General features: G+C 58.2%; 23 protein-coding genes and 1 tRNA gene. 7 read left to right on the top strand and 17 right to left on the bottom strand.

Going from position 1 to position 22,946, the window contains the following annotated elements; genetic code table 11:
• Positions 1-14: 14 nt before the first annotated feature.
• From HMPREF2692_RS12880 to HMPREF2692_RS00665, 5 genes are all read right to left on the bottom strand, one after another.
• Positions 15-533 (bottom strand): hypothetical protein, encoded by a 519-nt coding sequence (locus tag HMPREF2692_RS12880; RefSeq protein ID WP_141761286.1) that lies wholly within the window; start codon positions 531-533, stop codon positions 15-17.
• On the bottom strand, positions 520-1,233 hold the full coding sequence (locus tag HMPREF2692_RS00655; protein ID WP_070455476.1) for an ATP-binding cassette domain-containing protein: 714 nt from the start codon (positions 1,231-1,233) through the stop codon (positions 520-522). Before HMPREF2692_RS00655 ends, HMPREF2692_RS12880 begins: the two co-directional genes overlap by 14 nt.
• Positions 1,227-1,631 (bottom strand): hypothetical protein, encoded by a 405-nt coding sequence (locus HMPREF2692_RS12485; RefSeq protein ID WP_235597022.1) that lies wholly within the window; start codon positions 1,629-1,631, stop codon positions 1,227-1,229. The genes HMPREF2692_RS00655 and HMPREF2692_RS12485 overlap by 7 nt, the downstream gene beginning before the upstream one ends.
• A gap of 388 nt (positions 1,632-2,019) precedes the next feature.
• Positions 2,020-2,092: transfer RNA gene (locus tag HMPREF2692_RS00660), tRNA-Lys, on the bottom strand.
• Between the two features lie 111 nt (positions 2,093-2,203).
• Positions 2,204-3,706 carry an acetyl-CoA hydrolase/transferase family protein gene (locus HMPREF2692_RS00665; protein ID WP_061924487.1) on the bottom strand — a complete coding sequence of 501 codons (1,503 nt, stop codon included), beginning with the start codon at positions 3,704-3,706 and terminating at the stop codon, positions 2,204-2,206.
• Positions 3,707-3,885: 179 nt separating this feature from the next.
• On the opposite strand from HMPREF2692_RS00665, the gene dusB reads away from it, so the two are divergent.
• Positions 3,886-5,031 (top strand): tRNA dihydrouridine synthase DusB, encoded by a 1,146-nt coding sequence (dusB, locus tag HMPREF2692_RS00670; protein WP_061924491.1) that lies wholly within the window; start codon positions 3,886-3,888, stop codon positions 5,029-5,031.
• Positions 5,032-5,080: 49 nt separating this feature from the next.
• Positions 5,081-5,809, top strand: coding sequence for a phosphate signaling complex protein PhoU (gene phoU / locus HMPREF2692_RS00675; RefSeq protein ID WP_070822403.1), 729 nt, complete (start codon positions 5,081-5,083; stop codon positions 5,807-5,809).
• A gap of 182 nt (positions 5,810-5,991) precedes the next feature.
• On the opposite strand, the gene pstB is transcribed toward phoU, so the two are convergent.
• The 5 genes from pstB to mshD form a co-directional block, all read right to left on the bottom strand.
• Positions 5,992-6,765 (bottom strand): phosphate ABC transporter ATP-binding protein PstB, encoded by a 774-nt coding sequence (pstB, locus tag HMPREF2692_RS00680; RefSeq protein ID WP_061924498.1) that lies wholly within the window; start codon positions 6,763-6,765, stop codon positions 5,992-5,994.
• Between the two features lie 49 nt (positions 6,766-6,814).
• A complete protein-coding gene (gene pstA / locus HMPREF2692_RS00685) occupies positions 6,815-7,726 on the bottom strand; it encodes a phosphate ABC transporter permease PstA (protein ID WP_062037334.1) in 912 nt (303 codons plus the stop codon).
• 16 nt (positions 7,727-7,742) lie between these two features.
• On the bottom strand, positions 7,743-8,786 hold the full coding sequence (pstC, locus tag HMPREF2692_RS00690) for a phosphate ABC transporter permease subunit PstC (RefSeq protein ID WP_061924504.1): 1,044 nt from the start codon (positions 8,784-8,786) through the stop codon (positions 7,743-7,745).
• A 127-nt stretch (positions 8,787-8,913) separates the two neighbouring features.
• A complete protein-coding gene (gene pstS, locus HMPREF2692_RS00695) occupies positions 8,914-10,008 on the bottom strand; it encodes a phosphate ABC transporter substrate-binding protein PstS (RefSeq protein WP_061924506.1) in 1,095 nt (364 codons plus the stop codon).
• A gap of 194 nt (positions 10,009-10,202) precedes the next feature.
• Positions 10,203-11,123, bottom strand: coding sequence for a mycothiol synthase (gene mshD / locus HMPREF2692_RS00700; RefSeq protein WP_061924509.1), 921 nt, complete (start codon positions 11,121-11,123; stop codon positions 10,203-10,205).
• A 33-nt stretch (positions 11,124-11,156) separates the two neighbouring features.
• Here mshD and HMPREF2692_RS00705 point away from each other — a divergent pair, with 33 nt between their 5' ends.
• Positions 11,157-11,966, top strand: coding sequence for an LmeA family phospholipid-binding protein (locus HMPREF2692_RS00705; protein ID WP_061924512.1), 810 nt, complete (start codon positions 11,157-11,159; stop codon positions 11,964-11,966).
• A gap of 2 nt (positions 11,967-11,968) precedes the next feature.
• Here the strand turns inward: HMPREF2692_RS00705 and HMPREF2692_RS00710 are convergent, their stop codons facing one another.
• Entirely contained in the window at positions 11,969-13,009 is a 1,041-nt protein-coding gene (locus tag HMPREF2692_RS00710) for a diacylglycerol/lipid kinase family protein (protein ID WP_061924515.1), read from the bottom strand.
• A 53-nt stretch (positions 13,010-13,062) separates the two neighbouring features.
• Between HMPREF2692_RS00710 and HMPREF2692_RS00715 the strand changes: the two genes are divergently transcribed.
• On the top strand, positions 13,063-13,701 hold the full coding sequence (locus HMPREF2692_RS00715; RefSeq protein ID WP_061924518.1) for a heme-binding beta-barrel domain-containing protein: 639 nt from the start codon (positions 13,063-13,065) through the stop codon (positions 13,699-13,701).
• On the opposite strand, the gene HMPREF2692_RS00720 is transcribed toward HMPREF2692_RS00715, so the two are convergent.
• A complete protein-coding gene (locus HMPREF2692_RS00720; RefSeq protein ID WP_070822405.1) occupies positions 13,698-14,576 on the bottom strand; it encodes an aminodeoxychorismate lyase in 879 nt (292 codons plus the stop codon). The two genes, HMPREF2692_RS00715 and HMPREF2692_RS00720, sit on opposite strands and share 4 nt — an antisense overlap.
• 30 nt (positions 14,577-14,606) lie before the next feature.
• On the opposite strand from HMPREF2692_RS00720, the gene HMPREF2692_RS00725 reads away from it, so the two are divergent.
• Together HMPREF2692_RS00725 and HMPREF2692_RS00730 are read left to right on the top strand one after the other, a co-directional pair.
• Positions 14,607-15,665, top strand: coding sequence for a CAF17-like 4Fe-4S cluster assembly/insertion protein YgfZ (locus HMPREF2692_RS00725; RefSeq protein ID WP_070432618.1), 1,059 nt, complete (start codon positions 14,607-14,609; stop codon positions 15,663-15,665).
• 178 nt (positions 15,666-15,843) lie between these two features.
• On the top strand, positions 15,844-16,044 hold the full coding sequence (locus HMPREF2692_RS00730; RefSeq protein ID WP_179294342.1) for a DUF3073 domain-containing protein: 201 nt from the start codon (positions 15,844-15,846) through the stop codon (positions 16,042-16,044).
• Between the two features lie 482 nt (positions 16,045-16,526).
• Here the strand turns inward: HMPREF2692_RS00730 and purM are convergent, their stop codons facing one another.
• From purM to HMPREF2692_RS00745, 3 genes are read right to left on the bottom strand one after another with little or no spacing between them, the layout of a single operon-like run.
• Entirely contained in the window at positions 16,527-17,579 is a 1,053-nt protein-coding gene (gene purM, locus HMPREF2692_RS00735; protein ID WP_061924525.1) for a phosphoribosylformylglycinamidine cyclo-ligase, read from the bottom strand.
• 21 nt (positions 17,580-17,600) lie between these two features.
• Positions 17,601-19,100 carry an amidophosphoribosyltransferase gene (gene purF / locus HMPREF2692_RS00740; protein ID WP_061924528.1) on the bottom strand — a complete coding sequence of 500 codons (1,500 nt, stop codon included), beginning with the start codon at positions 19,098-19,100 and terminating at the stop codon, positions 17,601-17,603.
• A 10-nt stretch (positions 19,101-19,110) separates the two neighbouring features.
• The gene (locus HMPREF2692_RS00745) at positions 19,111-19,515 is read right to left on the bottom strand and encodes a sterol carrier family protein (RefSeq protein WP_070822407.1); all 405 of its coding nucleotides are present in this window, start codon (positions 19,513-19,515) and stop codon (positions 19,111-19,113) included.
• Between the two features lie 34 nt (positions 19,516-19,549).
• Here HMPREF2692_RS00745 and HMPREF2692_RS00750 point away from each other — a divergent pair, with 34 nt between their 5' ends.
• On the top strand, positions 19,550-20,569 hold the full coding sequence (locus HMPREF2692_RS00750; protein WP_070432617.1) for an acyl-CoA thioesterase: 1,020 nt from the start codon (positions 19,550-19,552) through the stop codon (positions 20,567-20,569).
• On the opposite strand, the gene HMPREF2692_RS00755 is transcribed toward HMPREF2692_RS00750, so the two are convergent.
• Positions 20,566-21,483 carry a MaoC/PaaZ C-terminal domain-containing protein gene (locus HMPREF2692_RS00755; RefSeq protein ID WP_070432616.1) on the bottom strand — a complete coding sequence of 306 codons (918 nt, stop codon included), beginning with the start codon at positions 21,481-21,483 and terminating at the stop codon, positions 20,566-20,568. The genes HMPREF2692_RS00750 and HMPREF2692_RS00755 overlap by 4 nt on opposite strands.
• Positions 21,484-22,812, bottom strand: coding sequence for a 3-oxoacyl-ACP reductase (locus tag HMPREF2692_RS00760; protein ID WP_070432615.1), 1,329 nt, complete (start codon positions 22,810-22,812; stop codon positions 21,484-21,486).
• Positions 22,813-22,946: the final 134 nt, after the last annotated feature.

The raw sequence follows: 22,946 nt of genomic DNA on the forward strand, positions 1-22,946 counted from the left end.
AGCTGAGGTAGGAACTAAACCCAGGACGCTTCAGAAGTGGCTGGAACGATCGCATACCAAGTATATGCAAGCGCAACCGCAGCACAGACAGAAATAAGAGGCTTAAGCGAAAAGCCAAGTGCGCTTCCAATCAACACCCAGCAAATACCTACGACGCATGAGTATGCCAACATCATCCAAAAGAACTTGGACGCGAACGATATCGATTCAGTACTTTGGGCTAGGTTAGCCAATACGTAGCCAACAGGAAAAACTAGCGACCATAAAAGCATTCGGTCTCTAAAGATACGAACTACAGAGCTTCGCCCCAATTGCGCAATTTCGCGAAAACGTGATGCTTCCCAAGCCATTCCGGCAGAAACCGCTGGAGCAATAACAACGAACACTAAAGTAGATTGGGCAGCGTTTGACTGGAAATAGGTTGTTTTCCCAAGCTCTGATATAGGAACTGCACTGAGAACGATTCCAGCAAGACAAATCCACAATGACGGGCGTCGAAACCAATGTCTGAATCCGAAATTAGGAACCATCATCGTTCCTCCTCCGCGCAAAAGAGCGTGCGAGATTGTGCACTGGATTGTCGTCTAATTCTGATGCTAACTGTATGAATTCTGACCTTGAACCATCGAATCGCAACTTGCCTTTATCAAGGACAAGAACGCGCTCGAATGGTTTCTGCAGTTCACCTGCATCATGGGTGGAGACAACTAAATTATGCCCCATTTCCACGATCTTTTGATAAACCTTTGTAATGAGCTCCTTGCTAAGGGGATCAAGCGCCGCACTAGGCTCATCAAGAAGCAGAGTTTTCGACCCAGAATTCAATGCTGTAGCGATTGCCAATCTAGAGCGTTCCCCTCCGCTAAGACTTTCACATCTCTGATCGGCAGCCTTCGACAAATCAACAAAGTTTAGCCACTCCAAGCTATGTTTCTTTGCGATTTTCCTATCCTGACCAAACAGCCACGCAACATAAGCGCAGTATTCTCCAGAAGTGAAACCCACAATCGGCATGAATTTCTGCTCGACTAACGATATAGAGCCCACCCTTAAGACGACCCCGTCGTGCGGAGAAGAATCTGATGCCAGGACGGAAAAAAGAGTCGGCTTTCCTGCACCGTTTGCCCCAAGAAGAAGCGTTGGACGTTCATCTATCGTCAACTGCGGTATATCCAGAATTGTTTTGTTTGAACGCCTTATCTTTAAAGCATCAACTCGAATCGTATCTACCATACGACTTTCATCCAATTGATGGTCAAACGGTTCCAATCAAACGTATGAATATCGGCATGATAGTTGCCTGCAGCCTGACGCCCCCAGCCACCTCGATCCCAACCCCCATAGCACCTGTTGAGAGAACGTGAACCCAGGTCCGGATCCGGCTGCCCTGCGAGAGTTCGGCGTAGGGTCATCTCGACTTTTCCTGGCGATCCGTGCGGAGTGTTCAAGCAGGTAGCTGCTGTGATTTCCGTGTTAAACCCATCAATATTTCGATCGTACCAACTACGAGTTTTAAAGCCATCGCGAATTCCATTCACGCTGGTTTCAAAATGCCCCTCAGCATTAGCTGGGACAACAAATGAAGTGATCGCCAAGGCTACAGTCAGCCCTGCTACGACTATTTTCTTCACCGGATTTCACACCTCTTTCTGAGAACTAGGCAAAAGAGACTTGCCTTACCTGAACAAAAGCTTGCTTCAAGCGCCGAACAGGGAGAGATGATATTAATACCTAAAGCTTGGCTATTTTTACATAAATAAATGAGATAAGTCAAAATTATGGCTTTGATATTCCACCCCGGCTATTCCACCCGGAAGTTGGCAGAACTCCGGAACAAAGCCAAGCGAAGAGCCCTGGGTTTTGCTTCTAGATACCTCTGGCTCCCGTATTTCGCCAATAAGCAAGAGGCTGATCACTACCACATGTAACGTCGGAAATAGGTAGCAAGAGTGAATCCAAACAAACAAGGCACAAAAGGCATAAAAATTCCCCTTGGCTTTTACCAAGGGGAATCAAATGTGGGCCCTCCGGGGCTCGAACCCGGGACCTGCGGATTAAAAGTCCGTAGCTCTACCAGCTGAGCTAAAGGCCCATCGCGAAACCATTTTAGTAGGCCCCGCTAAAGAAACGAAACTGGCCCCCCACTTTATTGCGGGGAGCCAGTCATGTTTGCTTGTCAGGGGCTAAATGCCGCTGAGTTTGCTTAGCCGCGCATGTCGCCCTTTTCGGCGAAGTTAATCTGGAAGTCGAAGGCAGTCTTCAGATCGTGCGGGGTGTGGACGAACTTGTTGGCGGAAGCACGCTCGTAGTACTCCTCCAGCAGCGGGCGGTAGTCCGGGTGTGCCACGGCGATGACCTTTTCCACGCGCTCACGCGGTGCGAGACCACGCAGGTCAGCGACACCGTACTCGGTGATGATGACCATGGTGTCGTGCTCGGTGTGGTCAGTGTGGGAAACGAAAGGAACAATCGCGGAGATTGCGCCACCCTTTGCCACAGACGGGGAAACGAACGTGGAGATGTAACCGTTGCGGGTGAAGTCACCGGAGCCGCCGGTGCCGTTCATGATGCGGGAGCCGCCAACGTTGGTGGAGTTGATGTTGCCGTAAATATCGGCCTCAATCATGCCGTTGGAGGAGATAAGACCCACGCGGCGGATGACCTCAGGGTGGTTGGAGACCTGCTGCGGACGCAGGATGATGTGCTTGCGGTAGCGCTCTGCCTCAGCGTTCATCTTCTCTGCGTACTCCGGGGAAAGCGCAAAGGAGGTAGCGGAAGCGACAGACATCTTGCCGGCGTCGATAAGGTCGAGCATGCCGTCCTGGATGACCTCGGTGTAGGCCTGGATGTTTTCAAACTTGGACTCCAGCAGGCCTGCCATCACGGCGTTCGGGACATTACCCACGCCGGACTGCATGATGAACTTGTCATACTCCAGGCGGCCAGCAGCAACCTCGCCTTCGAGGAACTCGATGAAGTTAGCAGCGATCTTCTCGGATACCTCATCCGGAGCCTTAAATGGCGCGTTGCGGTCCGGAGCGTTGGTCTCGACGACTGCGACTACCTTTTCGGTCGGCAGCTCGATGTACGGGGTACCGATGCGGTCATCAACCTTGGTGATCGGGATTGGCTGGCGGTTAGGCAGCTTCTCGATCTTGTAAATGTCGTGCATGCCCTCGAGGTTCTCGGACTGCCAGGTGTTTACCTCGAGAATAATCTTGTCTGCAGCCTCGATGTATTCCAGGTTATTGCCCACTGCAGAAGACGGGATGATGTTGCCGTCTTCCAGGATGCGGACAACCTCGATGATTGCGACCTGGAAATCGCCGTAGAAGCCCTCCTCTACCTGCTGGCCGGAGTGGGAAAGGTGAATGTCCTGGTAAAGAATCTCGCCTGCGTTGGCCTTGTTACGCAGAGTCGGATCGGAGTTGTACGGAGAGCGGAAGCGCAATGCGTCCGCCTCTGCCAGCACACCGTCACAATCCGGTGCGGTGGAAGCGCCGGAGAAGACATCGATCTTGAATTCCTCACCAGCAGCGTGTGCAGCCTTTGCCTTTTCAGCGATGGCGGTAGGCAGCGCCTTTGGGTAGCCCGCACCGGTAAAGCCAGAGATACCGACGCGGTCACCGTGATTGACAAACTTTGCAGCTTCTTCAGCAGAAACGACAAGCTCCTTAAACGGCGCGTATCCGATCCTATCGGTCAAAGTAAATCCTCCTTTATATATAGGGCCAACCGTACGACACGATCAGCCCCTTTAAGTTACATGCACCACATTAGCGAACTTGTTGAGGTTTTACCGAAAACTTCGCAAACTTACACACCCCCGTCACAACGACGCGCCAAACTTGCCACGCCACCTGCCCAAAGAGCACAATTGGCTGCGTGAATCTTGCAATCGGAAAAATCGAGCTCAACTCCCCCGTTGTCCTAGCCCCTATGGCGGGCGTAACCAACGTGGCCTTCCGCACGCTCTGCCGGGAACAAGAAATTGCGAAGACCGGAACGGTCTCCGGACTATATGTATGCGAGATGGTCACCGCTCGCGCGTTGGTCGAGCGCAATGAAAAGACCATGCACATGACCACGTTCGGGCCAGATGAAAATCCACGCTCGCTACAGCTGTACACCGTCGATCCGGAGTACACCTACAAGGCAGCAAAGATGATCGTGGATGAAAACTTGGCCGATCACATCGACATGAATTTCGGCTGCCCCGTGCCCAAGGTAACTCGTCGCGGTGGCGGCTCAGCTCTGCCCTATAAGCGCCGACTCTTCGGCAACATCGTCGCCGCCGCAGTTGAGGCCACAGAGGGCACCGACATTCCGGTTACCGTGAAGATGCGCGTGGGCATCGACGACGAGCACCACACACACTTGGACGCAGGACGCATCGCAGTGGAGGAGGGTGCCGCGGCCGTCGCCTTGCACGGGCGCACAGCCGCTCAGCGCTACTCCGGTCACGCCGATTGGAATGAGATCGCACGCCTCAAGGAGCACCTGGCCGATACCGGCATCCCGGTGCTGGGCAACGGCGATATCTTCAAAGCCACCGATGCCCGCGCCATGATGGAGCAGACGGGCTGCGACGGCGTCGTCGTCGGGCGCGGCTGCCTCGGCCGCCCGTGGCTCTTCGCGGAACTGTCTGCGGAGCTGCGTGGCGAGCCAATTCCTTCCGAGCCAACCTTGGGCGAAGTGACGCAGATTATGATTAGGCATGCGGAGCTGCTGGCGCAGCACGATGGCGAGCGTCAGGCCAGCCGCGATATCCGCAAGCACGTGGGTTGGTACCTGCGCGGATTCCCCGTGGGAGGCGAGGTACGCTCGGGCCTTTCGCGGGTGGATTCGGTAGATAACCTGCGCGAATTGCTGGCACCGTGGGCCGATTCGCAGGCGCTTGCCGACGACGCGGATGGCGCACGTGGACGTCAAGGCTCACCTGCCAAGGTGGTTCTACCCGAGGGTTGGCTGGACGATCCAGAGGACGCAACAGTGCCCGAAGGTGCAGAAATTATGCATTCGGGCGGATAGACAAAGCCATAACGAGCATTAGACCAAAAAGTGGTCTATCATTTCCGACATGCGCACCGCATATCGCGAACATCTAGATAGCTTCTCGCACGACCTCATTATCATGTGCGACATCGTCCATAACACCTTAAGGCTCGCCTCTGAAGCACTGATTGACTCCGAACTCCACGCCGCTGAAGAGGCCATGTCTTTGCGCGAGGAACTGGACGAAGTCCGCAACCGCTGCGAGGAGCGCGCTGTCTTGCTGCTCGCGCTCGAAAATCCCATGGCCAAAGATCTCCGCCAGGTCGTCTCCTCCATCTACATCGTGGAAGACCTCCACCGCATGGGCCGTCTGGCCCAACACGTGGCATCGGCTGCCCGCCGACGCCACCCAGAAAACGTGGTGCCCGCAGAGTACATCGGCTATTTTGAGGAGCTCGCACGCTTAAACGACGACATGATTAGGATGTTGCGCGAAATCTTAGTGACCCCGGACCCCGATACCGCCCTGCGGATGACCTCTGAAGATGATGCGGTAGATGACATCAACCACTACCTTTTGTCCATCCTGACGAATCGAGAGTGGGAAGCAAGCGTGCGCGAGGCCGTGGAAACTGCCCAAATGACCCGCTACTACGAGCGTTTCGCCGATCACTGCGTCAGCGTGGCCGGCCGCATCATTTACCTGTCCACCGGGCTCGCTCCGGAGGCCTATATGGCCAAATTGAGCGAGGAAGAAAGGGACAAAGAGTTCGAGTCCCGCATGGCCGAGCTCGAGCGCCAGTTCCGCCATTAATCCTCACTAGGTAGCTAGACCTTTAAGGCAACGCTGAAGCACATTCAATCCAACTACAGGCGTTTCACGAAAACTATCTATCTAGATCAATCTTCACTGTCTCTAATAACGCTAAACCCCGCTTCCCTCTTGTTTCAAAGGAAGCGGGGTTTATCCGTCTGCTACATGGAAGCTACTAAGGCTTAGCCGAAGCGGCCGGAGATGTAGTCCTCAGTGTCCTTCTTAGACGGGTTCTTGAAAATGGTGGTGGTGTCATCGAACTCCACCAGGTGGCCCGGCTTGCCGGTGGCCTCGAGGGAGAAGAAACCGGTCTTGTCGGACACACGCGCTGCCTGCTGCATGTTGTGGGTCACGATAACGATGGTGAAGTTTTCCTTCAGCTCGTGGATAAGGTCCTCAACGGCCAAGGTGGAAATTGGGTCCAGTGCAGAGCAAGGCTCGTCCATGAGGAGAACCTCTGGCTCCACGGCAATCGCGCGAGCGATGCACAGACGCTGCTGCTGACCACCGGACAGGCCGCCGCCCGGCTTGTCCAGACGGTCCTTAACCTCATCCCATAGGTTTGCGCCACGCAGGGACTTCTCGGCGACTTCCTTCAGCTTCTTCTTGTTCTTCTCACCGGACAGACGCAGGCCGGCGACAACGTTGTCCTCGATGGACATGGTTGGGAACGGGTTTGCCTTCTGGAAGACCATGCCGATGGTGTTACGGACGGAGACTGGGTCAACCTTTGGGCCGTAGATGTTCTGGCCGTCGAGCAGGATCTCACCCTTGACGGAAGCGCCAGGGATGACCTCGTGCATGCGGTTGATGGTGCGCAGAACGGTGGACTTACCGCAGCCGGAAGGGCCGATGAACGCAGTAACTGCCTGTGCTGGGATCTGCATGTTGACGTTCTGTACGGCGTGGAAATCACCGTAGTAGATGTTCACGTCATTGAGCTCAAGCTTTGACATTTTTTGAATTACTCCTGTTGAGGGGCTTTAGGTGTGGCGGGCGGGCGTGTTACTTCTTGACGGAGAACTTCGCAGAAACGAAGCGCGCCGCAATGTTGAGGATTGCAATCAGCAGGACCAGCGTCAGTGCCGCGCCCCACAGCTTGTCCAGAACGGCCGGCTGGGCGCCGGACTTGTACATATCAAGCATCATCAGCGGCAAGGAAGACATTGCGCCATCCATTGCGTCCCAGTTGATGGAAGAGGTCGAGCCGACCAAGACCAGAACCGGAGCGGACTCACCCATGACGCGGGCAACGGCCAGCATGATGCCGGTGACGATGCCGGACAGAGCGGTTGGCAGAACGATGCGGGCGATGGTCTTCCACTTCGGCACTCCCAGCGCATAGGAAGCCTCACGCAGGTCCATCGGGACGACGCGCAGCATCTCCTCCGTGTTACGAACGACGATTGGAATCATCAGCAGCACCAGAGAAAGCGCCACTGCCATGCCGGAACGGTCGAAGCCGAAGAGCGTGATCCACATTGCGAAGACGAACAACGCAGCGACGATGGAAGGAACACCAGAAAGGATGTCGACCATGAAGGTGGTCAGGCGGCTCAGCAGACCGCCGCGGGAATACTCCACCAAGTAGATAGCGGTGAAGATGCCAATCGGGACGGAAATGATGGTTGCCAGGAGGGTCTGGACGAAGGTACCGATAATCGCGTGCAATGCACCGCCGCCAGCCTCGGTATCAAGGATTCCGCGCTGCGAGGTAGTCCACCATTCAGGATTGAAAATGGCGCCGGCACCGCGAGCAAAAAGCTCCCAGAGCACCCAGACGAGTGGAATCATCGCGATGATCATCGTGGCCCACACGACGAAGGTGGCGATGTTGTTGGCGGTCTTGCGGCCGCCGGAAATATCAAGGAACGCCGATCCGGAGTTCTGCGGAAGGGTCTTTACTGGGGTAGACATTCAGGTTTACCTCTTCCTACTTCTTCTTCACGATGGAACGGGCAATGGCATTGACCACGAAGGTCAGCAGGAACAGCATGAGGCCGGCTGCGATATAAGCACCCGCACGCATCTCGTTACCGAACTCGGAAGCTGCCAGAGCGATCGCAGTAGCGAAGGTAGTACCGCCGTCGAAAAGCGAGAAGCGGAAATCAATCAGCGGCGAGACAACCATGTACAGCGCCATAGTCTCACCCAGCGCACGGCCCAGGCCCAGCATGGAACCGGCGATGTAACCGGACATACCAAAAGGCAGGACGGTCATGCGGATAACTTCCCAGCGGGTAGCGCCCAGCGCCAACGCGGACTCAATCTGGCCCGGAGGGGTCTGCACAAAGACCTCACGCGCGGTGGCGGCGATGATGGGCAGAATCATCACTGCCAGCACGATGCCACCGGTGAAGATGTTGCGGCCGGTCTCGAAGGAAGGCGAGTTGTCGTAGGTGGTGAACAGGAAGAAGCCGCCAGCCCACGAATGAATCCACTTATAAAAGCCTGAAAGAGCCGGGCCAAGAACCTGCCAGCCCCACAGACCGTAAACGATGGACGGAACTGCAGCGAGCATGTCGACCAAGAAGCCAAGCGGCTTCACTGCGCGGGCCGGAGCGTAGTTGGAAAGGAAGATAGCAATGCCAAGCGCAACCGGCATCGCGATCAGCAAGGCAACAACGGATATGAGCACCGTGGAGCCGAACATGGTCGGGATACCGAACTGCATTGCGTCAGTGTTGTTAGTCTCCCAGCGCTGACCGTAGGTGAAAAAGCCTAGGAAGCCGCCCTCGTTGACGTTCAGTGCAGGCACTGCGCGCCAAATCAGGAAGGCTGCAATGGCAGCGATCATCACGGTGATTAAGGTTGCGGAGGCGGTGGAGAGAAACTCGAAAATTCGGTCACCTGGGCGTTTTACACCCGAACCGGACTTCACGATTGCGGCCTCGGAGCTACCAGCAGAAGAAGCAGGCCGCGAGGCGGCTTCTGTCTGCTCATTTGGTGGCGCCGTGGTGAGATTGTTGTCTGCCATGAGACTACGAAATCCTTTTCAACGGAAACTGTGGGAATTAATGTGCAACACACCGCAGCCCCCAAAGGCGCTCTGATGAACGGATTTGGGGGCGGGCAGTGCTGTCTTTTATTGCGTATCCAGCAAATTACTGGATTGCGTCAACAGCAGACTTCAGACGCTCGAGGTGGTCACCGGTAACAGGGATGAATCCAGCAGACTCGAGGTCGGAGCTCTGGTTATCCAGAACGGTCTTGAAGAAAGCCTTGACCAGCGCGGAGGTCTCCTCATCGTACCCAGCGGAGCAAACGATGTTGTAGGTGGTCAGGATGAGCGGGTAGGAACCCTTGGTGTCGGAACCGAAGAGCGCCTCGGAGTCAACAACCATGTTGTGCTCGGAGCCGGTCTCCTTGAACTTCAGGTTGTCGAGTGCAACGCCGACGGTCTCGTTGGACAGCTCAACCGGGCCGTTGCCGAAGTCAATCTTGGCAATCTTGACGCCGTCAGATTCCTTCTGGTGTGCGTAGCCAGCCTCAACGTAGGTGATTGCACCGTCGATGGAAGCAACCTGGTCAGCAACGCCGGAGGAACCGTTTGCGCCCTCGCCGACAGCGTCCGGGAACTGCTTGCCCTCGTTGTCCCAGTTGCCGGTGGCGGTCTTCAGGAACTTCTGGAAGTTGTCGGAGGTACCGGACTCGTCAGAACGGAAGATGACGGTGATGTCGGTGTCTGGGAGGTCAACGCCCTCGTTGGAAGCCTTGATCTCTTCGTCGTTCCACTTGGTGATCTCGCCCTTGAAGATCTTTGCCAGGGTCTCGGTCTTCAGGTTTACTTCCTTGTCACCCAGGTTGTATGCGATTGCAACCGGGCCGATGGTGGTTGGCAGGTGCCATGCGTCGTTGCCCTCGCAACGCTCCTTGGCAGCCTCAACCTCACCCTTGTCCTCCTTCAGAGCGGAGTCGGAACCAGCGAAGTCAACGGTGCCGTTGGTGAAAGCCTCAACGCCAGCGCCGGAGCCGGAGGAGGTGTAGGAGAAGTTAGCGTCTGGGTGCTCGTCCAGGAAGGCCTTCTCAAAGACGGACATTGCGCTCTTCTGGGAGGATGCGCCCTCACCGGTGAGGTCACCGGAGACCTCAGAGCCGCCCTCAGAGCCCGAACCGGATTCAGAGCAGGCAACAAGGCCGGTGGAGGTTGCGGCAACAATGCCGAAGATTGCAGCGGTGCGCTTGAAGTTGCGGATCACAGGAAACCTTTCCAAAGCAGAACAGAGATTGTTATCCGAGCAAACCGCACATCGCATTGGTAAAAGCGAAAGAGTTGAAAGAGAACTACCAACACCGCGGTTAACTCACAAAACGTAAAGCTATCCGCGGCGGGTTAACCACAGAGGTGGTTTCAGGTGAACAACAAATGAACATGTCGCCAAAGTTGGTGAGACTAATCACGCCCCGAGTAGACAGAGTGGTCTTCAATAACGCTAAACCCGAGGCGCTCATAAAGCTTTACAGCCGGTTTATTATCCGCTTCTACGTAGAGAATTACCCGGTCAGCACCCTTTTCCACCATTCGATTCAGACCATAACGCAGCAAAGGCTTTCCCAAACCTTGACCGCGATAGGCCTCCGAAATGCCGATCACATAAACCTCACCAAACTCATCAATTTCCTCCTTGTGCCATTTGGTCCAGTGGAATCCGGCCAGCACGGGGGCTGCCCCATCATCGCCTTTCTTGGTGTCCCAATAGAAAAGGACATCTGCCGGATCGAACCATTCCGCTTCCATCCCGCGGTGCAAACGCTCTATATCCCATCCGCCTTGCTCCGGGTGCCAGGAAAAGGCTTCGTTGTTGGCACGCACCCATTCCTGCTCGACCAAGTCCGTGCCCCACCGCTCTACCGAATCGGTGAAGTTGGCGGGAGTATACGGGGCGTCGCCAAGCGTGGAGTGCTTTGCCAAATCCTTACCGGCAACCTCCATGACCAGAAGCTGACGCACCTTTTCCATGTGGTTCTTCTGCGCCACAGCCTGGGCTGCCGGCAGATTGCCGTGGGCCCAGACATTTGCCGCAGGCTTTATCGCCCGCACGGCATTCAGCAGCTCGTTGCCCCAGCCACGGCCGCGATATTCGGGGTGGATAAACATCTCGGCGTCGTCTCCGGCGACAGCTGCAAGGCCTACCGGCTCCGCGGCGTCGCTGAGCACCAAGTGCGTGTGTTCCAAGCGCGCGTCATCCAGGCCCAAGATGAATTGCTCCGACAGGGGCGCAATACCGTCGACGCCCCGTGCTAAATCAGCGATTTTCTTGAGCTTGCCTGCGAGTTCTGGGCACTCTGGAAGTTGATAGGTTTCGATATTCATACCCACCAGCGTACGTGCGGTAAGAATAGAAGAGTGACTGTTCTGCAAATCAACCGCAACGTTGTCCGCCTCGGCATCGTCGCCATCGTGGGCACCCTCGCCTGGCTTTCGGATTCTGCCGTGGCCATGCACGCAGAGCACACCGTGGCCCAAGAATCGAAGGCTGTCTCGCGCCTCGAAAATACTCCCGACGTCTACATTGGCGGCTTCCCTTATACGCTCGCCACACTGACCAAAGAGATTCCTTATCTCGAGGTACAATCTCTCGACGTCGAGGTGCCAAAGCTAGGCATGGTCAATGCTTCGACCACCATGCGCGATATCACCATTACCCCGCAACAAGTCTTTAGCGGGAAATTCGAAGGCGCCCCCGTCTCGACCTATACCCGCAGCATCAGCCTGGATGGCGTGGCGCTGGGCAGGCTGATGGGCATTACTGATCTTTCGATTGCAAACCCCGACAACATCTCTCCTATCGGCGGCACCGCAGCCGAGGCAGAGCTGACGGGTACGCTGCCAGGAGATAAAAAGAAGTCAACGGCAAAGGTCGCGCTGCGCCTGGTTGGCGAGCAATTCCACATGAATGTCTACGACACCGAGGATCCGCGCCTGAAGAAGGCCTTCTCGATGCAATTCGACACCCGCGACCTACCGCTGCCTGCACAGGCGACGTCCGTGAAACTGCATGGTGGCTCCATCACCTTTGAGGTGCAGCGCCGCAACATCAAGTTGAAGTCCACCCAACTGTCCCCTCTCGAAATCGAGGGTTCGGAGGAAAAGGCGGTGAAGGACGCGGAAAAGCGCGCCGTGGACACCGCCCAGCGCGTTGGTCAGGCCAGCTAGCGCTACTTAATCCGCACCAGATCGCGAAGAATCTCGCGCACGCTGCGCTCATGCGGTGGGCGCGGCTGCGAAGGCGCAAAGACCTCGATGGCATCTGCCACCGACTCCAAATGCACCTTGGTGAACTTGCCTTCGGACTCACCATCGGCCTGGAAGCGCTTCGGGGTCGGCGTTTCCAGGTCGACCACCTGCGCATCGTCGAATTGCAATGCGCGGGCCTGGGTAATCTTGCTCAACACGTGCTTGCGATCAACGCCCATCAGGTGCAGCATGCCCACCAAACCGTGAATGCCGCCCAAGTCAGAAACGCCGAAGAGCCCCAGACCCTTGTCAAAAGAATTGCGCGGGTTAGTAACCACCGGCAGCGGGCCCAAGAAGGTCCACGGGTTGGTATTGGAGGTAAACATCAAAGGCACCTTGTGCGCAGTAAATTCCTTGCCATCACGATTGACCGCATGGACGGAAATCTCCGGTGGAATGACGCGCGCACGCAGATAAGCCTGTGCGGAGACCGTCAGATAGCGCAACGGGGTGGCTGCAAAGCCCATCTCGCGGGCACGATCGACGCGCGCCAAGACATCCGCATCGAGGCCGAAGCCGGCGTTGACCGCGAACCAGCGCTCGTTCCAGGTGCCAAGGCGAATGGTGCGCCGAGTATCGCGCTCCAGCAGGCGTGCCAGTACGTGGGCGGCCTCCACAGGGGTATTCGGAATGCCTAAAGCGCGGACGAAAACGTTGGCAGAACCAGTCGGAATAACGCCGAGCACCGGCAGCTCCTCCGGAGCCGGGCGCTGGTCATTGTCTGCCGGACCGAGCAATCCGTTGACAACCTCATTAACCGTACCGTCGCCACCAAAGACGACAATGGCGTCATAATCCGCACGCCGAAGACCGCGCACGATCTCTTCTGCATGCCCCGCATAATGGGTAAATTGCATGCGCAGGTGGACGCCTTCGACATCTCGCAACAGCGGAATGACCTGCCTGAATAAAGCATCGCTCTGCGAAGTCGAGTTCGGATTTGAAATCATTAATGCTCGCACAGCGAACCAGCCTAGTGGTTTATATCCCTTTAAGGCGACTAGGCTGGTGCGTCATGAGCGAAAATAGCAACGAAAAGCTAAATGGCAACGACGCTGTCAACAATGCCGCCGAGGCATGGAAGGACGCAGCGAACCGCAACATCCCGGCCATGAAACTCGGCAACAACCCTCTGCCGCAGGAAACCGCTAACCTGCGCCAGGGCCCGTCGCTTCACGACGGCCTGCTAGCCCTTCTTCCCCTCGTAGGCGTCTGGCAGGGCGAAGGCCAGGCCCACGATGCTTCCGGCGAGCAGTACACCTTTGGTCAGCAGCTTATTGTCAGCCACGACGGCGAGAATTACCTGACTTATAGCTCTCGTACCTGGCGCATCGACACCGAGGGCAAGCCACAGGGTGCCGATATCCGCGAATCCGGTTACTGGCGAATCTCCTTGAAGGACGAGATCGAGATGACCTACACCTCCTCTAACGGAATCGTGGAGATCTTCTACGGCGAGCCTTTCAACGAGCGTGCATGGCAGCTCGAGTCCGCCTCCACCATGGTTACCGAAACCGGACCGAAAAACTTCGGCCCAGGCAAGCGCATGTACGGCTTGATGCCGAACAACAACCTGGGTTGGGTCGACGAGCGCATGGTCGACGGCGAGATGCGCCCGTACATGTCCGCTGAGCTTGAGCGCGTAGCAGGCTAGTTTAAGCCATACCGCGCAAGCGCGGCATCAAGCAGGCCTCGGATTTCCGCAGCGTTATCCGGGGCCTTTAGCTTTGCGTCATTGAGGCTTGTAACGCGCACGGCGGTGCGTACTGAAGAGACCAACCACACCGAATCGCAGCGCTCAAGATACTCCGGCGTGATTTCCTTAGCCTTGCAGCGATAGCCCTGCTGCTGCGCGTATTCGAAGAGCGCAGCCTGCGTGGTGCCGGAGAGAATCCCCTTCGCTGCCGGGGTGCGCAGCTTGTTTCCACGCACTGCCACGACGGAGGAGGTGGCGCCTTCCAAGACGATGCCGCTGTCTGGGTCGACGAAGATGACATCATCAAATCCCTTCCCCTTTGCCAGGCGCAAGGTAGCCATGGTGGCAGCGTAGTTCAGCGTCTTGGCGGGCAGTTCCTCGGCCACGTGCCACAGGCGCGGGGTAGTCATTACTTTGACGCCCTTCTCGCGCTGCTCAAGTAGCTTTTTATCGATTGCCTGCACCACGACCCAAGCGCTCGGGTGGCCTGTCGAGGCACGCCCGCGGGTATATGTCCACGTGCACTTGGCCTCGCCTGTCTCATCACCGCCGAAGTAGTCCGCGATGGCGAGTTCGGTGGCTTCCTTCCACTTTTCAATCTGCGGTTCCGGCAGCTCGAGGGCCTGTGCTGAGTTCACGAAGCGCGCGCTATGCCGGGCAATGTTGGCCACCTTGCCATCACGCACCAGCAGCGACTCAAAGATGCCGTCACCGCGAGTGACAGCGGCGTCATCCCAATAGATAAGTGGCAGCGACGGATGATGCTTGCGCACAGAGCCACCATAGGGCTCTACAACGTAGATGACCGGCTCTTTTCGAGGCGTGAACTCCATAATTTTTATTATGCCCTACCATCGGATCTCGTGAGTTATTCTTCGCCACTTTTAGCGCGCACAGGCGCCGCTGAGTTCCAAGACGCCACTGCAATCGACGCCGCGGGCGTCGCCTGGCACTACGGTAACCCGCTCAAGGAGCAAAGGATCATCGAAACCGGCTCCGGGATCGTGGACCGCTCCCAGCGCCGCGTCATCAAGGTCGAGGGCCCAGAGGCTGCGACCTTCCTCAACAACTTGTTATCGCAAAAGCTTGACGACGCCCCCTCTGGCTTCAGCGCCGGCGCCCTCGACCTAGACATACAGGGCCACGTGCTCCACCACATGGATCTCACCCGAGTTGGCGAGGCCTTCTACCTGGATATTCCAGAAGCCCAGTTTTCTTCGCTGCTGGATTTTTTGACCAAAATGATCTTCTGGTCCCAGGTGACGGTGAAAGAAGCACACTTGGCGGTTATCACCGTGCTGGGTTCTGCCCTGCCGGCGCCAGCGAGCGCGGTGGTGTCGCGCGACGTCGCCTGGCGCGGCCCGCAGCGCGCGGACTATCTCGTCCCGCGTGAAGACCTAGAGGCAGCCGTGGCGGAACTGGAATCGGCTGGCGGAACCTTGGTGGGACTGATGGCCTACACCGCCGAGCGTGTAAAGGCGCTGGAGCCGGAGCTCGCCGCGGACCTGGATGCAAAGGCGATTGCCCACGAGGTCCCGCACTGGATTTCACGCGGGGATGCGCCGGCATTCGTGCACCTGAACAAGGGGTGCTACCGCGGCCAGGAGACCGTCGCCCGGGTGGAGAATCTCGGCCGCTCGCCGCGGCTTTTGGTGATGCTTTATCTGGATGGCTCGGCGCCTACTCGTCCGGAGATTGGTGCGGACGTTACTCTCGGCGGGCGCCGCGTGGGACGTCTCGGCACAGTGGTCGATGACTGCGACTTTGGTCCCATCGCACTCGCGCTGGTCAAGCGCTCGGCTTTGAGCGGCCAACAGCTTTCCATTGGGGATGTCGCTGCATCCGTGGAAAATGACTCAATCCCCGTCGATGAGGGCCCGAAGGCGGGACGAGCTGCGGTAGAAAAGTTGCGTGGCCGATAACTCATTTAGCCCTCTGCGCGAGTTATCCCACTCGTTTTGGCATATGTAGGGGGGTGGTGCGGAATTTTTTCGTCACACAGGCTATTGTGTCTAACAGGAAGATACACTTTTAGATTTAAGCCGATGGGGCGTCCAAGAATCCCTGGAACGCCCTACTCACCTCAAGGGGGTCATGCACATGGGACGCGGACGCGCAAAGGCAAAGCAGACCAAAGTTGCACGCCAGCTGAAGTACAATTCGCCTGAAATGGATCTGGATTCGCTCCAGCGGGAGCTTGCCTCCCAAAACCCGAACAACTCCCACGATTACGAGGACGAGGATCCTTACGCCGACTACGTCGACGAGTGGGACGAAGACGACGAGGAGGACCAGCGCTAAGGCGCTTTCCTTTTCGCCGCTGGGACTCCAGCTGTAGGCCGCGGCCGCTTCGCGTGGTTGCGGCCTTTTGCTTTTGGCCGCTGCCCGGCTCTTTCCCGCGGCACCCTGCTCTTCACGGCCGCTTCCCTGGTCTGCCTGGGCTGCCCCTACCCTTCCCTCGGCCTTCCCTCGGCCGGCATTTCCAAATGGTGAGGAACAAATGGTGAGGTGAGGCGTCACCCGCCCCAGGAGCCCACTACAGCCACAGTGGTTACAGTGCAACCTCACCATTTGAAAACCACACTAGGCTTCAACTGCATTTGGCGTCCGCTGGACAGACGGCCCTAAATGGTGCGGTTTTACCATCCGCGCGAAAACGCCGAAGAGCCGAGCGGAAGCGCAGGAAAACCGGCGCCGGAAGAGGAAAACCACAAACGACCTCCCCTCCTCCACCGCGATGTGGCAGAGAACGGAAGGCCGAAAGCAGAAGTGGTTGGGCGGGCTTAGTAGTTCGGGTGCTCGCCGTTCATGATGACGCGCTCTTCGCCCTCGCCGGCGGCGCGGATGGTGCCGAGCTCCCACGCATCAACGTGGCGGGCAGCCATCATAGCCAGGGCGCGCTCGCGATCCTCCGGAGCGACGACGGCAATCATGCCAACGCCCATGTTGAAGGTTTTCTCCATCTCTTCCAGGGAAACCTTGCCCACAGAAGCGATGGTCTTGAAGATCTGGCCCGGGGTCCAGGTGGAACGGTTAACTTCAGCGGTCAGGCCCTCCGGAATGACGCGCTCCAGGTTGCCGGCCAGGCCACCGCCGGTGACGTGGCAGAAGGTGGAAACGTTGCACTCAGCGGTCAGAGCCAGGCAGTCCTTGGCGTAGATGCGAGTCGGCTCCAGCAGCTCCTCGCCGAGGGTGCGGCCAAGCTCCTCGATGTGGCCATCGAGCGGCAGACCTGCCTGCTCCAGCAGGACGTAGCGAGCCAGGGAGTAGCCGTTGGAGTGCAGGCCGGAAGAGGCCATCGCGATGAGGACATCGCCGTCGCGGACCTTGTCCGGGCCCAGGATGGAATCTGCCTCGACTACTCCCACGGCGGTTGCGGAGACGTCGTATTCTTCTGGGTCCATTACTCCTGGGTGCTCAGCGGTCTCGCCGCCGAGCAGCGCAGCGCCTGCCTGCACGCAGCCCTCAGCGATACCCTTCACAATCTCTGCGACCTTCTCCGGTACGACCTTGCCCACGGCAATGTAGTCCTGCAGGAATAGCGGCTCCGCGCCGCACACCACGAGGTCATCGACGCACATTGCAACCAGGTCGATACCGATGGTGTCGTGGACGTCCATCGCCTGCGCAACAGCCAGCTTGGTGCCAACGCCATCGGAGCCTGCAGCCAGGACCGGCTCTTTGTATTCGCCCAGCTTGAACAGGCCCGCGAAGCCGCCCAGGCCGCCCATGACCTCCGGTCGGGTTGCACGCTTTGCGTGCGGCGCAAACAGGGTGACGGCGCGGTCGCCTTCTTCGATGCTGACGCCAGCTGCCGCGTAAGTATTCTCGCTCATTTTTGTTCCTTGCCTTGTGTTTTAGGATTCTTCGCCGAGCAGGGAGCGCACGGCCTCAGCGTTCGGGTTGCCGGCCGGGAGGCCGAGTGGGTAGACACCGTCAAAGCAGGCGGTGCACAGCTCATGGTGAGGCTGCTGGGTCGCGGCGACCATCTCATCGATGGAGACGAAGCCGAGGGAGTCCGCACCGATGGCGTCACAGATAGTCTTGCAGACTACCTCTGGGTCATCCGACGGATTCGCATTCGCAATGAGCTCGCCCGGGGAGGCGAAGTCAATGCCATAGAAGCATGGCCACTTCACTGGCGGCGAAGCGATGCGCACGTGCACCTCCGCCGCGCCCGCCTCGCGCAGCATGCGAATCAGCGCGCGCTGGGTGTTGCCACGCACGATAGAGTCATCCACGACCACCAGGGACTTGCCCTCAATGACCTCGCGCAGCGGGTTCAGCTTCAGGCGAATGCCCAGCTGGCGCAGCGTCTGGGTGGGCTGAATGAAGGTGCGGCCAACGTACGCATTCTTCACCAGGCCGTGCGCGAAGGTGATTCCGGACTCGCGGGCATAGCCCACGGCCGCCGGGTTACCGGACTCAGGCACTGGAATGACTAGGTCCGCATCTGGGGCCGGGTATTGCCGCGCTAGGCGACGCCCGATTTCCACACGCGTCGCATTCACCGAACGGCCCTTGATGTCGGTGTCAGGACGTGCCAGGTAGACGTACTCGAAGACGCAACCGTGGTGAGTTGGCTCCGCGAACTTCTCCGAGCGGATGCCCGCCTCGTCGATGGAGATGAGCTCGCCCGGTTCAATCTCGCGGATGAACTGCGCGCCGACGATGTCGAGCGCACACGTCTCCGAAGCTACTACCCAGCCCTTTGGCAAACGGCCCAGCACCAGCGGGCGCACGCCGTGTGGGTCACGCGCAGCGTAGAGCGTGTGCCCATCGGTAAAGGTCAGGCAGAATGCGCCCTTCACACGCGGGAGCAGCGCACGAGCGGATTCGAAGATGCTGACGCTATCACTCACGCCGTCGGCAAGCAGCATGGACAAGCACATGGAATCGGAAACCGACTCTTGCTGCGGTGCAACCAGCCCGCGCTCTACTGCTTCCTCGCGCAGCTCCAAGTAGTTAACAAGGTTGCCATTATGGCCCAAGGCAATGTCGATGCCATTGGAGGTGGTGGCAAACATGGGCTGTACGTTGGCCCATTCCTTGCCGCCTGCGGTGGAGTACCGGGTATGCCCTACGGCGACGTTGCCTTGAAGAGAGGCCAGGATGGATTCATCGAAGATATTGGACACCAGGCCCATATCCTTGAATACGACAAGGCTGTCATCGTCACCGACTGCGATACCGGCGGCCTCCTGGCCGCGGTGCTGCAAGGCGAAGAGACCAAAGTAGGTCAGCTTCGAAACCTCTTCCCCCGGAGCCCAGACGCCAAAGACGCCGCATTCCTCGCGGGGTTCGGTCTCGTTGTGATCATCGAGATTGGTGATATGGGGAGTTCTTTCAGCTACCACGGCGCTAATCCTAGTCGTTGTGGGCAGTAGAAACTAACGGAATGACTGGCAGCCATCCTGCGATTTCGCCGGAGCGGGAGCCGGAAGCTTCGAGGCAAGCGGCGGAAACGGCTTCTTCCCAGCGGAGCAGGCCCGTGGCCAGCTGCAACCACGTCAATGGGTCCATCTCCACCACATTGGGTGGGGTACCCCTCGTATGGCGAGGACCTTCGATGCATTGAACTGCCACGAATGGGGGCACCCGCAGCTCCACGGAATGGCCCGGCGCGTCGACTTCGAGGGTGCGGGCGGTGCGACGGACGGCATCGGCAAGCAATGCCCTACCTGGTTTTTCCACCTCATCGGGGCGTTTTATCCAGTCTTGGACCGCCACCACGGCAGCGCGCGTGGCCGCTGGGTCTACCTTATTTTTCATGCGCTAATTCGGCCTCCCTGATAACTTTCTATGCATGTCACTAACCCTTCCGGAACAAGAGAATACTGAAACCGCGAAGTCGCCATCGATCACCCTCCGATTCATGGCGGCGCCCACGGATATGACCATCGCTGGTGCGCAGGGCATTGGCGGCGGCCGCGTCTTGGAGTGGATCGACAAGGCAGCGTATGCGTGCGCGGTCCAGTGGTCCGGTGCCTACTGCGTTACCGCCTATGTGGGCCACATCCATTTCACTCGCCCGATTCCTTCCGGGCACTTGGTGGAGGTGCGCTCGCGAATCGCCATGACAGGCCGTTCTTCGATGCACATCGTCAACGAAGTCCTTTCCGCAGACCCACGCGATGGCATCTTCACGCGCGCTTGCGATTGCTTGGTTATTTTCGTGGCGAAGGATCCGGAAACGGGTAAGTCCACCCCTGTGCCACCGTTTGAGCCGACTTCCGACGACCAACATCGTGTCTGGGAGGCGGCCGAGTCCCGCATCGAGCTGCGCCGAGCCATCGAGGATGAGATGGAAAAGCAGACTTATGACGGACCTTCCGACGCCCCGCGCATGATCAACCGCTTCCTAGCAAAGCCGACCGACGTCAATTGGGGCGGCAAGGTCCACGGCGGCACCGCCATGGAGTGGATCGATGAGGCGGGCGCGGCCTGCACCATGGAGTGGTCGGGCGAGCACACCGTGGCCGTTTATGCCGGCGGTATTCGCTTTTACCAGCCGATTGCCATCGGTGACCTCATCGAGGTGGATGCCCGTATGATGCGCACCGATGCACGCTCCATGCAGATGTCCATCCACGTCCGCTCTGGCAACCCGCGCGGTGGACGCCAGAATCTGGAGACTGCCATCCACGCCACGGTTTCTTATATGGCGATGGACGCCGACTGGCAGCCGATGGCAGCCCGTCAGTTCACGCCGAAGACGGCAGAGGACAAGGCGCTGTGGGAGCACGCCGGCGTCCTGCGCGAGCTGCGCGGAAAGTACTCCCCGAAGCCACTGGTTGTGGCTCCGCAGCACCAGCACTTGGATTAGTGCGCTGGCTCCACGTTGACGGCAACGTGGAGCTTTTCAACGTTTTTGGCTTGGCGCAGCTGCGCGTTCCAACCGGAGCCTTCTTTTTGTTTAAAAAGCGCCGTGGTGGCCGGCAATATGACCGGCTTGTAGAAGTCTGCTTGCACGCGCACTGCATCGGGCAGGCGCCCCTCAAACGCAGTGAGCATCTTGGCGTGGGTGAACATGCCATGGGCAATCGTGTTCGGAAAACCAAAGGCCTTCGCGCCCAGCCGGGAGGTGTGAATGGGGTTCTTATCCCCAGAAGCGGCTGCGTAGGTCTTTACAGTTTCCGGGCTAAAACGCAGCGTTGCAATGGCCGTTACCCCCGGCGCGGGCTTTTCCGGCTGCGGCAAGAAGCGGGCGGCCTCTGGCCTTACCTGCACATCTGCCGGAGTGGAGGAAGAAAAGTGTGCTTTTGGCCCTAGGAATGCGGAGGTTTGCTGCCAGACCAAGATGCCTTCTACATAGATGGAGGTAATCATGTCGAGCACCAGCCCCTTGCGGTGGCTGCGCAGGTTCTCCGCGTGGACGTCGATGGTAAAAGCATCTTCCACGTGCAAAGGGCGGAATTGTTCAATCTTGTTTGAAAGATGAACAATGCCCATGGCGGGGAAAGGAAAACCCGGCGAGTCCATGACTTTGACCGCTAGCGGGAAGGCCAGCGCATAAGGGTAGGTAACCGGAACCTCGTTGCCCAGGCGGAAACCCACTGCTTGGCAATAAGCAGCAAGATGCTCCGGATCAATGTATACACCTTCTACCCGGTAGGCAATTGGTGGGTCATCGATAACGCGTTTTCCCGCAACACCGGGCAGCGCCTTTATCACCTGCTTGCGGTAAAGCTTGGAAAGCTGCGGAATCTCTTTCAGGTTCTGCACATTGCGGTCTAGCATTTACGCTCCCATCATGTTCTGGCCGCACACGCGCACGGTGTTACCTGTGACCGCCGCGGAGGCCGGGGCGGCGAAGTAGGCGACGGTCTCGGCGACGTCAACTGGCAAGCCGCCCTGCTGCAGGGAATTGATGCGGCGGCCAATCTCACGTGGGCCGGTGGGCATGGCTGCGGTCATGGCAGTTTCGATAAATCCCGGCGCCACCGCGTTGATGGTGGAACCGTTGTCTGCCAGTACCGGGGTGAGGGCATCAACCAGCCCAATGATGCCGGCCTTGGTGGTGGCGTAATTGGTCTGGCCACGGTTGCCGGAGATTCCCGCCATGGAAGACACGCCCACCACCGCTGCCCCGGCTGCAAGATCTCCGCTATCCAGCAGCGCCTCGGTGATACGCACTGGAGCTATGAGGTTAACGGCGAGGACGGCGTCCCACTGCCCCTCGTTCATATTTGCCAGCAGCTTGTCACGGGTAATGCCGGCATTGTGGACGATGACGTCGATGGGGCGGCCATAGTGGCGCTGCGCATGCTTTGCGATGATCGCGGCAGCACCCGGGTCAGTAACGTCCAGCGGTAGCGCGGTGCCCTTGACCTTGTTTGCCGTTTTGCTGAGGTGCTCACTCGCGACGGGGACGTCGATACAGATGACTTGCGCGCCATCGCGAGCCAGCACCTCCGCGATAGTGGCGCCGATGCCCCGGGCTGCGCCGGTGACCACGGCGAGACGGTCTTGAGAAGGCGCCTGCCAGTCTGCGTCCGCCTCGGCGGTAGCGGCCTTCACGCGCACCACCTGGCCGTCTACGAACGCTGACTTACCGGAGAGGAAGAAGCGCACCGTGGATTCGATTTCCGCCGTGGCGCCGGGTTCGACCCAAATGAGGTTCACGGTACCGCCTTTGCGCATCTCCTTAGCCAGCGAACGCGTGAAGCCCTCGAGGGCGCGGGCGGCAATGCGGGCATCGATGGTCGCAGTTTTCTCCGGGGTGGTGCCGATGACCAGCAAGCGTGCATTCGGTGCGAGGTTGCGCAGCTGCGGATGGAAGAAATCGTAGAGCTCTCGCAGCTGCTCTGGCTCCTCGATTCCGGTGGCGTCGAATACCAGCGCACCCCGCCCAGTTTCCGCCTCCACCGAAAGCAGCTGATAGTCCACTGCGAGCGCAGTGGAAAGGAAGTGGGCGATGCGGCCCGCTCCTGCAGAATCAATGACCACTGGGGCGCCTAAAGCCGGCTCCCCGGGGGTGAAGCGGCGCAGCGGATAGCCCTGCGGCACGCCCGCCTTCGCGGCCACTGGAGAGTTGATTAGTTTCTCGGCGAAATTGAGTTTGGGCATTCGAAATCCTTCCTTTAACAAGGTTGCAAGCCTTTTTGTAAGAGGTTGCAAGGTTAGTTAATTGAGTGATACAACTAACACTATCATTCGGAATGTGATTTAGGACATTCCAGTGAAAACTTTTCCACCTCTGG

It is taken from the genome of Corynebacterium sp. HMSC036D03 (assembly GCF_001836185.1).
GTDB classification, from domain to species: Bacteria; Actinomycetota; Actinomycetes; order Mycobacteriales; family Mycobacteriaceae; genus Corynebacterium; species Corynebacterium simulans.

Excerpts from the sequence above, each read along its gene's own strand:
- HMPREF2692_RS12880 (WP_141761286.1), bottom strand. The coding sequence starts at position 533 with ATGATGGTTCCTAATTTCGGATTCAGACATTGGTTTCGACGCCCGTCA.
- HMPREF2692_RS00655 (WP_070455476.1), bottom strand. The coding sequence starts at position 1,233 with ATGGTAGATACGATTCGAGTTGATGCTTTAAAGATAAGGCGTTCAAAC.
- phoU (WP_070822403.1), top strand. The coding sequence starts at position 5,081 with ATGCGCACCGCATATCGCGAACATCTAGATAGCTTCTCGCACGACCTC.
- pstB (WP_061924498.1), bottom strand. The coding sequence starts at position 6,765 with ATGTCAAAGCTTGAGCTCAATGACGTGAACATCTACTACGGTGATTTC.
- pstA (WP_062037334.1), bottom strand. The coding sequence starts at position 7,726 with ATGTCTACCCCAGTAAAGACCCTTCCGCAGAACTCCGGATCGGCGTTC.
- pstC (WP_061924504.1), bottom strand. The coding sequence starts at position 8,786 with ATGGCAGACAACAATCTCACCACGGCGCCACCAAATGAGCAGACAGAA.
- mshD (WP_061924509.1), bottom strand. The coding sequence starts at position 11,123 with ATGAATATCGAAACCTATCAACTTCCAGAGTGCCCAGAACTCGCAGGC.
- HMPREF2692_RS00715 (WP_061924518.1), top strand. The coding sequence starts at position 13,063 with ATGAGCGAAAATAGCAACGAAAAGCTAAATGGCAACGACGCTGTCAAC.
- HMPREF2692_RS00720 (WP_070822405.1), bottom strand. The coding sequence starts at position 14,576 with ATGGAGTTCACGCCTCGAAAAGAGCCGGTCATCTACGTTGTAGAGCCC.
- HMPREF2692_RS00730 (WP_179294342.1), top strand. The coding sequence starts at position 15,844 with ATGGGACGCGGACGCGCAAAGGCAAAGCAGACCAAAGTTGCACGCCAG.
- purM (WP_061924525.1), bottom strand. The coding sequence starts at position 17,579 with ATGAGCGAGAATACTTACGCGGCAGCTGGCGTCAGCATCGAAGAAGGC.
- HMPREF2692_RS00745 (WP_070822407.1), bottom strand. The coding sequence starts at position 19,515 with ATGAAAAATAAGGTAGACCCAGCGGCCACGCGCGCTGCCGTGGTGGCG.
- HMPREF2692_RS00750 (WP_070432617.1), top strand. The coding sequence starts at position 19,550 with ATGTCACTAACCCTTCCGGAACAAGAGAATACTGAAACCGCGAAGTCG.
- HMPREF2692_RS00755 (WP_070432616.1), bottom strand. The coding sequence starts at position 21,483 with ATGCTAGACCGCAATGTGCAGAACCTGAAAGAGATTCCGCAGCTTTCC.
- HMPREF2692_RS00760 (WP_070432615.1), bottom strand. The coding sequence starts at position 22,812 with ATGCCCAAACTCAATTTCGCCGAGAAACTAATCAACTCTCCAGTGGCC.